General features: G+C 69.7%; 12 protein-coding genes and 1 pseudogene. 7 read left to right on the forward strand and 6 right to left on the reverse strand.

Translation table 11 applies throughout. The features are described 5' to 3' along the window. Positions 1-322 precede the first annotated feature (322 nt). The gene (locus HMPREF2883_RS11750) at positions 323-778 is read right to left on the reverse strand and encodes a winged helix-turn-helix transcriptional regulator (RefSeq protein ID WP_070662685.1); all 456 of its coding nucleotides are present in this window, start codon (positions 776-778) and stop codon (positions 323-325) included. Positions 779-1,017: 239 nt separating this feature from the next. On the opposite strand from HMPREF2883_RS11750, the gene HMPREF2883_RS11755 reads away from it, so the two are divergent. Further along, positions 1,018-1,629: an NAD(P)-dependent oxidoreductase gene (locus HMPREF2883_RS11755; protein ID WP_070662688.1), complete on the forward strand. Its 612-nt coding sequence runs from the start codon at positions 1,018-1,020 to the stop codon at positions 1,627-1,629. Between the two features lie 129 nt (positions 1,630-1,758). On the opposite strand, the gene HMPREF2883_RS11760 is transcribed toward HMPREF2883_RS11755, so the two are convergent. Next, positions 1,759-2,358, reverse strand: coding sequence for a DUF1269 domain-containing protein (locus HMPREF2883_RS11760; RefSeq protein WP_070662690.1), 600 nt, complete (start codon positions 2,356-2,358; stop codon positions 1,759-1,761). A 375-nt stretch (positions 2,359-2,733) separates the two neighbouring features. On the opposite strand from HMPREF2883_RS11760, the gene thiD reads away from it, so the two are divergent. From thiD to HMPREF2883_RS11780, 4 genes are all read left to right on the forward strand, one after another. After that, the gene (gene thiD, locus HMPREF2883_RS11765) at positions 2,734-3,552 is read left to right on the forward strand and encodes a bifunctional hydroxymethylpyrimidine kinase/phosphomethylpyrimidine kinase (protein ID WP_070662693.1); all 819 of its coding nucleotides are present in this window, start codon (positions 2,734-2,736) and stop codon (positions 3,550-3,552) included. 314 nt (positions 3,553-3,866) lie between these two features. Next, positions 3,867-4,217: a PadR family transcriptional regulator gene (locus tag HMPREF2883_RS11770; protein ID WP_070662696.1), complete on the forward strand. Its 351-nt coding sequence runs from the start codon at positions 3,867-3,869 to the stop codon at positions 4,215-4,217. Further along, a complete protein-coding gene (locus tag HMPREF2883_RS11775) occupies positions 4,214-5,203 on the forward strand; it encodes an ATP-binding cassette domain-containing protein (RefSeq protein ID WP_070662699.1) in 990 nt (329 codons plus the stop codon). Before HMPREF2883_RS11770 ends, HMPREF2883_RS11775 begins: the two co-directional genes overlap by 4 nt. Next, positions 5,200-5,991 (forward strand): ABC transporter permease, encoded by a 792-nt coding sequence (locus tag HMPREF2883_RS11780; protein ID WP_070662702.1) that lies wholly within the window; start codon positions 5,200-5,202, stop codon positions 5,989-5,991. The genes HMPREF2883_RS11775 and HMPREF2883_RS11780 overlap by 4 nt, the downstream gene beginning before the upstream one ends. On the opposite strand, the gene dnaB is transcribed toward HMPREF2883_RS11780, so the two are convergent. After that, positions 5,982-7,406, reverse strand: a complete 1,425-nt coding sequence (dnaB, locus tag HMPREF2883_RS11785) for a replicative DNA helicase (protein WP_070662705.1) — start codon at positions 7,404-7,406, stop codon at positions 5,982-5,984. The genes HMPREF2883_RS11780 and dnaB overlap by 10 nt on opposite strands. A gap of 665 nt (positions 7,407-8,071) precedes the next feature. Between dnaB and HMPREF2883_RS11790 the strand changes: the two genes are divergently transcribed. Both HMPREF2883_RS11790 and HMPREF2883_RS11795 read left to right on the forward strand, forming a co-directional pair. Next, a complete protein-coding gene (locus HMPREF2883_RS11790; RefSeq protein ID WP_070662708.1) occupies positions 8,072-9,499 on the forward strand; it encodes an MATE family efflux transporter in 1,428 nt (475 codons plus the stop codon). A gap of 211 nt (positions 9,500-9,710) precedes the next feature. Continuing rightward, complete coding sequence (locus tag HMPREF2883_RS11795; RefSeq protein WP_256277469.1) at positions 9,711-10,703, forward strand: hypothetical protein; 993 nt, start codon at positions 9,711-9,713, stop codon at positions 10,701-10,703. Positions 10,704-10,873: 170 nt separating this feature from the next. On the opposite strand, the gene rplI is transcribed toward HMPREF2883_RS11795, so the two are convergent. The 3 genes and pseudogenes from rplI to HMPREF2883_RS11810 form a co-directional block, all read right to left on the reverse strand. Beyond that, positions 10,874-11,329, reverse strand: coding sequence for a 50S ribosomal protein L9 (gene rplI, locus HMPREF2883_RS11800; protein WP_003783683.1), 456 nt, complete (start codon positions 11,327-11,329; stop codon positions 10,874-10,876). A gap of 15 nt (positions 11,330-11,344) precedes the next feature. Continuing rightward, complete coding sequence (gene rpsR, locus HMPREF2883_RS11805; protein ID WP_003783656.1) at positions 11,345-11,581, reverse strand: 30S ribosomal protein S18; 237 nt, start codon at positions 11,579-11,581, stop codon at positions 11,345-11,347. 85 nt (positions 11,582-11,666) lie between these two features. Further along, positions 11,667-11,953: pseudogene (locus HMPREF2883_RS11810) on the reverse strand (single-stranded DNA-binding protein); the annotation flags it as partial.

Raw genomic sequence — 11,953 nt, forward strand, 5'->3', positions numbered from 1 at the left:
AGCGTAGGTGGGGGTTGCCGGTTTTGTCGTTGTGTCAGGGCGGCCATCGGCGGGGCGGCGGCGCAGTCGGCCGCACAGTCGGCCCCCGACGGGCACCAGCAACCATCAACAGGCGCCACCCCACTTCCTGAGCCCGCGGCGCCCAGCGTTTGCGCCCGCTCCCGCCGGCCCACCATCGATAGGGACATTGCGCACGGTCGGGGGCGTGTCATTCCGGGCGGGGACATTCGACGCCGTCGGGGACGGAAATCCTGTCCCCGCACGCGCGGCACGTCCCCGGCCGCAGAGACAGGCGCACTCACGTCCCGAGCGCCCTGGGGCCTCAGGGCCCGACGGCGTCGTAGGACTCGCGGTGGGCCAGGATCTGGGCTGAGTGGGTGTGGATCCAGGTGCGCAGCGCATCGATAGGCTCCTGGAGGCTGCGGCCCAGGTCGGTCAGCTCGTAGTCGACCCGCGGCGGCACGCCCGGCAGCTGGGTGCGTGTCACCAGGCCGTCGCGCTCCATGGATCGCAGCGTCTGGGTGAGGACCTTGGGCGTGACCCCGCCGACCCTCGCGCGCAGTTCCCCGAAGCGGCTCGGCCCGTCGGCCAGGACCATCACCACCAGCGGGGTCCAGCGGTCGACGACGTGACGCAGTACCGTGCGCGACGGGCAGGCGGGCGAGAGGACGTCGAAGTCGAAGACCGGAGCCTGAGCTCCCTCTCCGGCGGGAGCCGCGCAGCATGGGGCGCTCTCCTGAAGAGCCGCCTCTCCTGATTCGCTTGAGGACAGCTCCATCGCGCTCCCCACATTCGCGGTGTCGATGCCGCGAGCGGCGACGGCGCTCCTCGCACTGCTGGCGCCGCCTCGTGCCGCCTTCCGACGCTCAGCCATCAGCCCCTCAGTCCGTGACACAACACACTCCCTTAGTTACTTTGAGGTACTCAGTATCCAAATCATACCATCGAGTCATTGCGAGTTCGCCGACACCCGACGCACTCGCCTCAAACCAGCACACCACCTACCTGGAGGAAGTCATGAAGATCGCCGTCATCGGAGGAACCGGCATGGTCGGCTCGGCCACCGTCACCGAGGCCGCCGGCCGCGGCCACGAGGTCGTCTCCGCCTCACGCTCGGGCCGTCACGCCGAGGGAGCCGCGCAGGACGTCACCCTCACCCTGGCAGACACGCAGGCCGTCGTCGACCTCGTCAACGGCTCCGACGCCACCGTCATCGCGGTCTCCGCCGGCCGCGGAGAGTCCGCCCAGCCCGTCATTGACGCTCACCGCGCCCTCATCGCGGCGGCCCCCACCGGCCGGCTCATCATCGTCGGCGGCGCCGGCTCCCTGCTCACCCCCGACGGCACCCGCCTGGTGGACACCCCCGGGTTCCCCGAGGAGTACAAGCCCGAGGCCCTCGCCTTCACCGAGATCCTCGACCTCTACCGCGAGGCCGGCAGCTCTCTGAACTGGACCCTGCTCTCCCCCGCCCCGGAGTTCACCGACAAGCCGCGCACCGGCACCTACACCGAGGGCACCGACCAGCCCGCGGGCAGTGAGATCTCCGTGGCCGACTTCGCCGTCGCCCTGGTGGACGAGGCCGAGAAGGACGCGCACCGCGGCCACCGCTGGACCATCGCCAACGCCTGAGCCCGCGGGGACGCGCCTCTCCGCAGGAGCGCCGGGCCCGATCGAACCACGTCGGTCCGACCGAGCCCGGTCGCTCGTCACTTCAGACGACGACGCCGGCACGAGCTTGTGCCGGCGTCGCGCCCATTCTCAGTGGCGGCGGAACTTCTCGCGAAGCGCCTCGATACGGCGCTCCCGGTTCTCCTTGCGCTCCTGACGCTTCTCCTCACGCATCGCCCGACGCGCCGCCTCAGCGGCCTCCTCGGCGGCATCGTCCTGCGCCTCGAGCTCAGCAAGGACCTCATCGAGGGGACGACGCACGATCGAGCCCCCGAGCTCAGCCACGGCCGCGTCCAGGGGAGCGGTGCTGCCGCCCTCATCGGTCTGGACGATGATGGCGTTGGATCCCGGCGCCAGCATGTTGGCGAAAGTGCTCACGGCAAGATCCCCGACATCCGCCCGGGAGACGTCAACCGCGGCGCCGGTGGCCGAGCCGACCCCCAGCCCCAGCAGCATCCCGATCGGACCTCCCAGGGCTCCGACAAGAACACCGATGAGCGAGCCGGTTCCCAGGCCCAGACCGGCACGACCGTCCTCCCCCTCGGGGATCGTCACCCGACCATCGGCATCGCGCTCGACCAGGACGGCACCGACGATTCCCAGGCGCTCGGAAGCGGCGCTGATCTTGCTGAAGGCCTCGTAGGTCGTGGACTTCTCCGGATAGACGATGGCGGCGATGTACTCAGTCATGTGATGAGTCCCCCTTCATAGGCGATGCGATCTGTCGAAACCTGAATCCGGGCTACCAAATCCAGGCTGTAGAGCACGGTCGTGCTGTCTCCAACCTGCACGCGTGCAAACTCGACGAAGTAATTGTCACCATACGAGACTGTGGGTCAGATAGCAGGCACCTGTCAGGTTTCTGGCACTTTCACCGGCAGACACTGATGGTTGGTGCAGCACCCACATCAGCGCCCACGCCTGCACCCACGGCGCCGCGGAGCTACGGCGCCACAGCATCAGACGGGTACCGAAGGTGCCAGGAACCGCTGCACGCTCACCGCTGCTCAAACACGCGGTGCGCCCAGATGGCCACCGACCCCGATCAGGACGCAGGCTAGGACCATGACAGCAGCACCCCTTCCCATCGCCCTGACCATCGCCGGCTCCGAGGCCTCGGGCGGCGCCGGCGCCCAGACCGACCTCAAGACCTTCCACACCCTCGGCGTCTACGGTTGCACGGCCCTGACCTGCATCGTGTCCATGGACCCCAAGGACGGGTGGAACCACCGCTTCGTCCCGGTGGATCCCGGCGTTATCGCCGACCAGATCGAGACCTGCGCCGCCGTCCACTCCCGCGTTGACGCCGTCAAGATCGGCATGCTGGGGACGGCGCCCACCATCGATGTCGTCGAGCAGGCCCTGGAGACCTACGACTTCCCCGCCGTGGTGCTCGACCCGGTCCTCATCTGCAAGGGTCAGGAGTTCGGGGGCGCGCTCGAGGTGGACAACGCCCTGCGCACCAAGATCTTGCCGCGCGCCACGATGACCACCCCGAACCTCTTCGAGGCCGCCACGCTGGCGGGCATGGAGGAGATCACCACGGTCGAGCAGCTCAAGGACGCCGCCAAGCGCATCCATGACCAGGGCGTCCCCAATGTCCTGGCCAAGGCCGGCCCGTCGCTGGGCACCGGCACCGCGCTGGACGTCTTCTACGACGGCACCACCCTGGAGGTCCTCGAGGTTGAGGCCGTGGGCACCGAGCGCGTCCACGGCGCCGGCTGCACCCTGGCCGCCGCGGTGACTGCCGAGCTCGCCAAGGGCGCCTCCCCGCTTGAGGCCGCCGTCACCGCCAAGGAGGTCGTCTCCTCCTCCATCCGGCACGGGCTGCGCGGCAATATGCCCTTCCTCTACGTCTACCAGGGCGAGTACCGGCAGGGCTGAGGTGCACCGCTGAGGCGCCCCTCGGTTTCTCACCGATCTTCCCGATTCACCATCCGCCGCCGACGGTTGTCAACCCGTCGGCGGCGGATGTGCGTCTTCTACGCCCAGATCTGTCACTCCTGGCGACTTTTCAGGCGGACGGCTGCGGCCGCCGACCCATCCGCACCGGCCTGACCTGCGCAGACGCCCCAGGCCCACCAGCATGAAGCAGCACCGCCCCACCTAAAAGTCGCCATCCGTGACAGATCGGCCCCTGGGAACCGGCACGCCAGTCCAGTAGACAGATAACCTAGTAACTAGGTAGTCTATAAACCATGGACTCATCAGCGGCGCGCCTCCTGCGCGGATTCCTGGAACCCTGTCTGCTCTCGCTGCTGGCCGAGCACGCCGACTACGGGCTATCCCTGGCCCAGCGGCTCGCCGCCGCCGGATTGGACGAGGTACCCGGCGGCACGCTCTACCCGGCTCTCATGCGCCTGGAGAAGCGCGGCCTCCTCGCGGTCTCCTGGCGCCCCTCCACCTCCGGGCCCGCCCGCAAGTACTACGAGCTGACGGACGCCGGACACACCGAGCTCGCCGCACGACGGGCCGAGTGGCGGACCTTCTCCACGGCGGTCGGCGCTCTCATCGAAGGCCGGAAGGCGCACACGGAGGCCCCCTCATGAGCCGGCCCGAGGAAGCCAGGGACCCAGCACAGAACACGACGACCGACTGGTACCGAAGCTTCGCCGTGGAGCTCGCCTCCCACGGCCTGCCGGCCTCCGAGGTCGAGCGCACGGCCGCCTCAACCCGGGCGGAGGCCGAGGCGGCCGGAGCACCGCCCGGCGACCTGTACGGACCTGCAGTCCTCTACGCCCGAGAGGTCGCCTCTGCACTACGGGACTACCAGGCAACGGCACCCGGCCCGGCCTCACTCAGCTCGTCACCCCACGCCACTGCTGACCTCAGCACCACCGACTTCACCACCGCATCTGCCAAGACTTCGCCCGCATCCCCCGTGGTCCTGCGCCTGACGGACGTCTCCGCGCGCCGCGGCAGGCGCACGGTCCTGTCCGGCATCAACCTCACCATCCACCGGGGCGAGGTCGTCGCCGTCGTCGGGGCCAACGGCGCCGGCAAGTCGACCCTGCTTCAGCTGTGCGCGGGCCTGCTGCGTGCAAGCGGTGGGAGCGTCGAGAGGACACCGAATTTCGGCTACGCGCCTCAGCTCGACTCCTTGGCGCCGCTGCTGACGGTGGACGAGCACCTCCGGCTCTTCGGGGCGGCGCGTGGGATTCGGCAAGGCCGCTCCATCTCGACCGGTCACCGTCTCCTCACCCGCCTGGGTTGGACCGCGCGCGGAGACCAGACCGCCGGGACGCTCTCGGGTGGGACTCAGCAGAAGCTCAACGTCGCTCTCGCCCAGCTCGACGCCCCCGACCTGCTCCTGCTGGATGAGCCCTACCAGGGGCTTGACGCTCTGGCCTACGAGGATCTGTGGGCCCTCATCTCGGCCTGGCGCGCTTCGGGCGCGGGCGTCCTGCTGGTCACCCACCTGCTGCGCGACGTCGACCTGGTTGACCGCGTCGTCGAGCTGCCGGCCCCGCAGGAGGACGCTGGCCGGACAATCCACCGAATGCCCCGACGGACGCTGCGAAAGGAGTCCGCATGAGCACGCCGCCTGACCAGTTCACGCCGCAGACCGAGTGGGATCGCACCGAGGACGCCCGGTTCCGGTCGATGGCTGCGACCACGGGCCTGGTCGCGCTCGTCACCCTGCGTGAGCTTGCCCGACGGCGCGGCGCCCTCGCGCTGGCGACCCTTCTGCCGCTGACCTTCTACCTGGTGCGCCTGGAGACGCATTGGACCGCGATCCGGCTCCTGTCGATCGGCCTGGGCTGGGCGACGGCGACGTTGGCGCTGTTCACGCAGGTCTCGTCCCGTTCAGTGGACCGTCGTCTCGCCGTGAGCGGGGCTCGGCCCGCGACCTTGCTGCTGGGCCGATATCTCGCGGTGCTCGGGCTCGGGTGGATTTTCGGCCTGCTCTACAGCGGCCTCGTCCTTGCCACGATCGGCGACGAGCTCACCCACCCGAGTGCGGTGCCGGTCATGCTGCTGCTGACCGCCACCGTGGCCACTCCCCTGGGCTCCCTGGCCGCCGCCCTGGTTCCACGTGACCTTGAGGGGGCACTTCTGCTGCTGTCGGTGATGGCGGTGCAGGTGCTGGTGGATCCTTCCGAGGGCTGGACCCGCGTCCTGCCGCTGTGGTCGACCCGGGAGCTGGCCAGCGTCGTCGTGGAGAACCTGGGGCCCGACACGGCCGACTACCTCCGCCGCGGACTGGAGCATGGCGCAACCGTGGCCGTCCTGCTGACGGCGGCGAGCTGGGCCGTGGGCGTCCTACGCTTGCGCACGGTCCGCCTGCCGGCGCCGTCCCCTGCCGGGCCGGCCTACTCGTAGGCGGGCTCGGGGGTGACGTCGCGCGCCATGTTGGCGAAGCGCGAGACGTGCCCCTGGAAGGCCACGGGGATGGTGCGGGTCTGCCCGTTGCGGTGCTTGGCCACGATGATGTCGGCCTCGCCGGGGCGCTCCTCGTTGTTGTAGTACTCCGGGCGGTGCAGCAGCACGATGATGTCCGCGTCCTGCTCCAGCGACCCGGACTCGCGCAGGTCGCTCATCTGGGGCTTGTTGCCGGTACGCTGCTCGGGACCGCGGTTGAGCTGGGCGACGGCGATCACCGGGATCTCCAGCTCCTTGGCCAGCAGCTTGAGGGAGCGGGAGAACTCGGAGACCTCCTGCTGGCGCGACTCGACTCGCTTGCCCGAGCTCATGAGCTGGAGGTAGTCGATGACCATGAGCCCCAGGTTGTGCTGCTGCTTCATGCGCAGCGCCTTGGAGCGGATCTCCGGCATGGTGAGGTTGGGCGAGTCGTCGATGAACAGCGGCGCGTTGGAGACGGGGTTGTAGGCCACGGCGACGTCGGTCCAGTCCCGGTCCTCCATCTGGCGCGAGCCGCGCAGCTTGTTCATGTCCACGCTGGACTCGGCGGCCAGGATGCGCATCATGAGCTCCATGCGCCCCATCTCCAGGGAGAAGTAACAGCTCGTGATCCCGTGGTGGATCGACGCTGAGCGGCAGAAGTCGACGGCGAGCGTGGACTTGCCCATGGCGGGGCGCGCGGCCACGATGATCATCTGGCCGGGGTGGAGTCCGCCGGTGAGCTCGTCGAGCTCGATGAAGCCGGTCGGCACCCCGGTCAGCGCCCCGTTGTCGCGGTTCTGGGCGGCCTCGATCTCCAGGTTGGCCTCCCCCAGGAGCTCGGAGACGGCGACGTAGTCCTCCTTCTCCCCCTCGTGGTGGGCCACCGAGTAGACCTCGGCCTCGGCCAGCGTGACGAGCTCGGCGATGTCGCCGGCGTCGGTGGAGTACCCCAGTTGGGTGATGCGGGTGCCAGCCTGGACCAGGCCGCGCATGAGCGCCTTGTCCTTGACGATGCGGGCGTAGTAGCCGGCGTTGGCGGCAGTGGGGACGGTGGCCATGAGAGTGGCCAGGTAGGGGGCGCCACCGATGCGTTCGAGCTCGCCGCGCTTGGAGAGCTCATCGGCGACGATGAGCGGATCGGCGGGCTCGGAGCGGTTGTAGACCTCGACGATCGCATCGAAGATCGACTCGTGGGCCGAGCGGTAGAACTCCGGGCCCCGCAGGACGTCGATGACGTCGGTGATGGCCTCCTTGCTCAGAAGCATGCCGCCGAGCGTGGCCATCTCGGCCTCGAGGTCCTGGGGCGGGAGGCGGTCGAAGGCGGAGCTGTCGGTGCGGACACGTCCGCCGTCGGCACCGCCCAAGCCGGCCTGAGCGCCCATGCCGTGATCCATCCGGCCACCTCCCGCACTGTCACGCCGGTTGGTCCCGGCTCGTCCTACTGCTTCCGACGACGGCCCGCCGCGTCAGGAAGACGCTCGCCCGCCTGGAGCGCGCGCGTGACCATAACGCCATCGGGCAGGCCCCGCAAACTCTCAAGTTCACCCACCCTGGGGATATCCGCACCGCCACTGTGGGAAGACCCCCGAAGCCTGGGGACAGACGTGGGTGCGCTGTGGACACAGATGTGCACACCCGGCGCAACCCCCTCACCAGTGGGCGACTTTTCGGCGTCATCGCGGCGATCGAAGGGTTCAGGCTTCCTATAGGTTCTTCCCACGACATCACAATGTGGTCTGTGGACAAGTGGGTAAACCTGTGGACAAACATCATCTTCGACTTGAGATCCACGCCGTTTGTGGTTCCTCTACAGGGTGGTCCGTTCCAGTTATCCCCAGACCCCGCCATCTCGGCCGCACATCGGCTTCATCAGGCTTATTTCCAGCAAATATTCAGCCTTCTAGTACTTTCCCTGGGTTCGAATAGTTGTGTGATCCCCCAGGACAATCCCGGCGATGCATAGCCTCAGTCACGTCCACGATCCAGCCCGGCAACCTCATCCTCAACCTCATCCTCAACCTGGTCGTGAGGACTGCCGAGGCGCGGCCCCTGGTCCACAATGGGGGCCGTGCCCGACACCAGCCGTCCCGCCTCCAACAGCCTCAACCGCCAGGTCCTGTCCCTGGCCGTGCCCGCCCTGGGGGCGCTGATTGCCGAGCCGCTCTTCGTCCTGGCGGACTCGGCCATGGTCGGCCACCTCGGCGCGGTCAGCCTGGCGGGCCTGTCCCTGGCCTCGACGATCCTGACGACGACGGTGGGCCTGTTCGTCTTCCTGGCCTACGCCACCACGGCGGCGACGGCACGTCTGTTCGGGGCCGGCCGACGCACCGAGGGCCTGCGGGCCGGCGTTGACGGCATGTGGCTGGCGCTCCTGCTGGGGCTGGGGGCGGGCGCCTTCCTGGGACTGACGGCCCCCTGGCTGACCGCAGCGATGGGCGCCGACGGCGCGGTGGCTCAGGCGGCCGTGGCCTACCTGCGTGCCTCCTGCCCGGGGCTGCCCGGCATGTTCGTCGTCCTGGCGGCCACCGGCGTGCTGCGCGGCCTGCTGGATACGCGCACGCCCTTCGTCGTGGCCACCGGCGGGGCGGTCTTCAACGTCGTCGTCAACGCGATCCTGCTCTACGGCGTCGGGATGGGGATCGCGGGCTCGGGCGCCGGCACCGCGATCGCGCAGACGGCCATGGCGCTGGCGCTGGCCACTCCGATCACCCGGGCGGCCCGGGCAGCCGGCGTGGGTCTGCTCCCCCACCGCGAGGGCCTGCGGGCCTCCCTGGGCAGTGGGGTGCCCCTGCTCATCCGCTCACTGAGCCTGCGAGTGGCGATCCTGGCGACCGTGTGGGCGGCGACCGCTCTCGGGGAGGTGTCGCTGGCCGCCCACCAGGTGGTCAACGCCCTGTGGAGCTTCGCGGCCTTCGCCCTGGATGCGCTGGCCGTGGCGGCGCAGGCCCTCATCGGCACCGCCCTGGGACAGGCCCAGAGGGCGGACGCAGACTCCAACGCACCGGAAGCTGAGGCCCTCACCGAGGAGGAGGCCGGGGCGGCTGCGGCGACCGCCGGCTGGTCCATTGACGAGCTCCTCAAGCGGATGCTGGCCTGGGGCGCCGGGACGGGGGTCCTCATCGGCGTGCTCATGGCGGCGGGCGCGGCCTGGCTGCCCCGCGCCTTCACCTCCGACGCGGGCGTCATCGCGGCCGCCACCCCGACGCTCCTGGTCGCGGCGAGCGCGCAGCCACTCGCCGGAGTCGTCTTCCTGCTCGACGGAGTGCTCATGGGCGCCGGCGACGGCCGCTACCTGGCCCGGGCGGGCCTGGTGACGCTGGTGCCCTATGTGCCGCTCGCGCTGCTCATCGGGGGCGGCGTGCTGCCGGGGGCCGATGGGGCGAGGTCGGGCCTGGTGCTGCTGTGGATCGCCTTCGCCTGGGTCTTCATGGCCGCCCGCGGCGCCACCACCTACCTGCGCTCGCGCGGTACCGCCTGGCGCCACTGATCGGGCTCCCTTACCGCCCCGGTCCCCCCGCGTTCGTACCTTATGCCTCGCGTTCGGGGGTTCAGGGTACGAACGCGAGACCTACCCTACGAACCGGACAGCCTGCACGACGCCGTCGCCCAGTGGCCACAGTGCCGTTGCGCCCTGCTGCATCCACAGGGCCCCGATGCTGCGGTGGCCACCTCATCCGCCCGCCCGTCACGCTTGCCGCATGGAGCCCTATCCCGAACCGCCTCAGCTTCCACCCGTTGTCGCGTCCGCCGGCCCACCGGCCGCCATGCGCAACCCCGTCAGGCTCCTTCGTGGTGTCTATGGGGATGTCGGCGCGCAGGACCTGCCCCGTTGGGAGGCCGGCGAGCGCCTCAGTCTGGCTCGCTGCGCGGCCGCCTGCCTTCAGGTCGAGTCCGCACGCTGCCTGAGCCACGAGTCCGCGGCTCTTGTTCACGGTCTGTGGTTGCGGGAGCGTGAGCCGGATGTCAGCGTCGTCGTCCCCTCTCGGCCACGCCATCCCCACCAGGAGCTTCCCCTCCCGCCGGGCGCGCAGCGTCCTGTGTACCTGCGCCGACGACGCCTGAGCATGCCGCAGAAGGACATTACCACCGTCTCGGGCCTGCCGGTGAGCACCTTGGGGCGGACCGCGGTCGACTGCGCCTTCGACCTTCCCGCCCATGACTCAGTGTGCGTGGTCGAGTCGGCGCTTCGCGCTATCGCTCGTCCGTCGCGATACCAGTACGCGCAGTCGAGCCGTCGGGTTGAGGCCGCCCGGCATCAGATCCAGGCCGCCGTCACGGCGCAGGGCCGACGTGCCGGGGCACGGCGCGCACGTGCCGTCGTTGCCATGGCCTCGGCCTTCACCGAATCGCCGGGTGAGTCGCTGCTGCACTGGTTCGTGCGCGCCCTGGGCCTGCCGGCTCCGCGCATTCAGATGGCGATCAAGAATGCTTCCCGCCTCTACTTCCCCGATGAGGCCTGGCCGGAGTACCGGGTGCTGGCGGAGTTCGACGGGCGGATCAAGTACAAGGCCCCTGAGAGCCTGTGGCAGGAGAAGCAGCGCCAGGACGCCCTCACTCGCATGGGCTGGCGCATCGAGCGCTTCATCTGGGCGGACTTCAAGCACCTCGACGTTCTGCGCGCCCGGATCCTGGCTCTCTTCCCCGCCACCGTCGTCCGCAGTGCGCGCCCTGTGGCAGAGCTGTGGACATGATCGCCGACGCCGACCGCGCGTTCGTACCTTATGCCTCGCGTTCGGGGGTTCAGGGTACGAACGCGAGACCTACCCTACGAACCGGACAGCCGGCACGACCCAGCACGACGCCGTCGGGCCGGAGCCCCCACGGGGAGGACCCGGCCCGACGGCGGAAGGATGCCCGGCGCTCAGCGCGCGGGGACGACGTTGACCTCGAGGGGGGCCACGACGTCGGCGTGCAGGCGCACGGAGGCGCTGTGGCGGCCGGTCGACTTGATCGGCGGCACGACCTGGATCTTGCGGCGGTCGACGGCGGGGCCGCCGGCGGCCTTAACGGCGTCGGCCAGGGTCGCGGTGGTGACGGCGCCGAAGAGGCGGCCATTGTCACCGGCGGTGGCGGAGACGGTCACGACGTTCTCCTGCAGCCAGGCGCGAGCGGTCTGGGCGTGCTCGAGGGACTCGATGGAGCGCTTGCGGCGGGCCTCGGCCATCTGGTCGATCTGGCGCTGGGCGCCCTTGGTCCACGGGGTGGCCAGCTTGCGGGGCAGGAGGTAGTTACGGGCGTAGCCGTCCTTGACCTCCACGACCTCGCCGGCGGAGCCGAGGTGGGAGACGTCGTGCGTGAGGATGAGCTTGGTGGTCATTGCGCGTGCCTCCGATCAGCGAGCCGAGCTCGAGTAGGGCAGCAGAGCCATCTCGCGGGCGTTCTTCACGGCCTTGGCGATCTTGCGCTGCTCCTGGACGGAGACGCCGGTGACGCGACGGGCGCGGATCTTGCCGCGGTCGGAGATGAACTTCCGCAGCGTGGCGGTGTCCTTGTAGTCGATGGTGCCGACCTTGATGGCCTTGACGGGGCTGACCTTCTTCTTCGGCTTGCGAAGTTGGGGCTTCGCCATGGTGGTACTCCTTGGTCTGAGCGCCTGGGCGCTCTACGAGATGAAAAGTGTTGTGTGTGAGGGGACGGATCGACGACGTCGCGACTCAGAACGGGGGCTCGTCACCGAAGGAGGTGGAGCCGCCCGTGGCCCACGGGTCGTCCGCGGCGCCGCCGGCGGGGGCGTTGTACCCGGACTGGCCCTGGCCGCCGAAGCCGCCACCGCCGTTGTAGCCGCCCTGCTGGGGGCCACCCTGGTTGTATCCGCCCTGACCGCCCTGGTTGCCGCCAAAGCCGCCGCCCTGGCCGCCCTGACCTCCGCCGAAGCCACCCTGGCCGCCGCCGCGCGGCTGGCGGGTAACCTGGGCCTTGGCGTAGCGCAGGGAGGGGCCGA

Origin of the sequence: Actinomyces sp. HMSC075C01, assembly GCF_001812965.1 — a bacterium.
GTDB classification, from domain to species: Bacteria; Actinomycetota; Actinomycetes; order Actinomycetales; family Actinomycetaceae; genus Actinomyces; species Actinomyces acetigenes.

Coding starts and splice junctions, on each gene's coding strand:
- HMPREF2883_RS11780 (WP_070662702.1), top strand. CDS start 5,200: ATGAGCACGCCGCCTGACCAGTTCACGCCGCAGACCGAGTGGGATCGC.
- HMPREF2883_RS11760 (WP_070662690.1), bottom strand. CDS start 2,358: ATGACTGAGTACATCGCCGCCATCGTCTATCCGGAGAAGTCCACGACC.
- HMPREF2883_RS11770 (WP_070662696.1), top strand. CDS start 3,867: ATGGACTCATCAGCGGCGCGCCTCCTGCGCGGATTCCTGGAACCCTGT.
- dnaB (WP_070662705.1), bottom strand. CDS start 7,406: ATGGATCACGGCATGGGCGCTCAGGCCGGCTTGGGCGGTGCCGACGGC.
- HMPREF2883_RS11755 (WP_070662688.1), top strand. CDS start 1,018: ATGAAGATCGCCGTCATCGGAGGAACCGGCATGGTCGGCTCGGCCACC.
- HMPREF2883_RS11790 (WP_070662708.1), top strand. CDS start 8,072: ATGGGGGCCGTGCCCGACACCAGCCGTCCCGCCTCCAACAGCCTCAAC.
- thiD (WP_070662693.1), top strand. CDS start 2,734: ATGACAGCAGCACCCCTTCCCATCGCCCTGACCATCGCCGGCTCCGAG.
- rpsR (WP_003783656.1), bottom strand. CDS start 11,581: ATGGCGAAGCCCCAACTTCGCAAGCCGAAGAAGAAGGTCAGCCCCGTC.
- HMPREF2883_RS11795 (WP_256277469.1), top strand. CDS start 9,711: ATGGAGCCCTATCCCGAACCGCCTCAGCTTCCACCCGTTGTCGCGTCC.
- HMPREF2883_RS11750 (WP_070662685.1), bottom strand. CDS start 778: ATGGAGCTGTCCTCAAGCGAATCAGGAGAGGCGGCTCTTCAGGAGAGC.
- rplI (WP_003783683.1), bottom strand. CDS start 11,329: ATGACCACCAAGCTCATCCTCACGCACGACGTCTCCCACCTCGGCTCC.
- HMPREF2883_RS11775 (WP_070662699.1), top strand. CDS start 4,214: ATGAGCCGGCCCGAGGAAGCCAGGGACCCAGCACAGAACACGACGACC.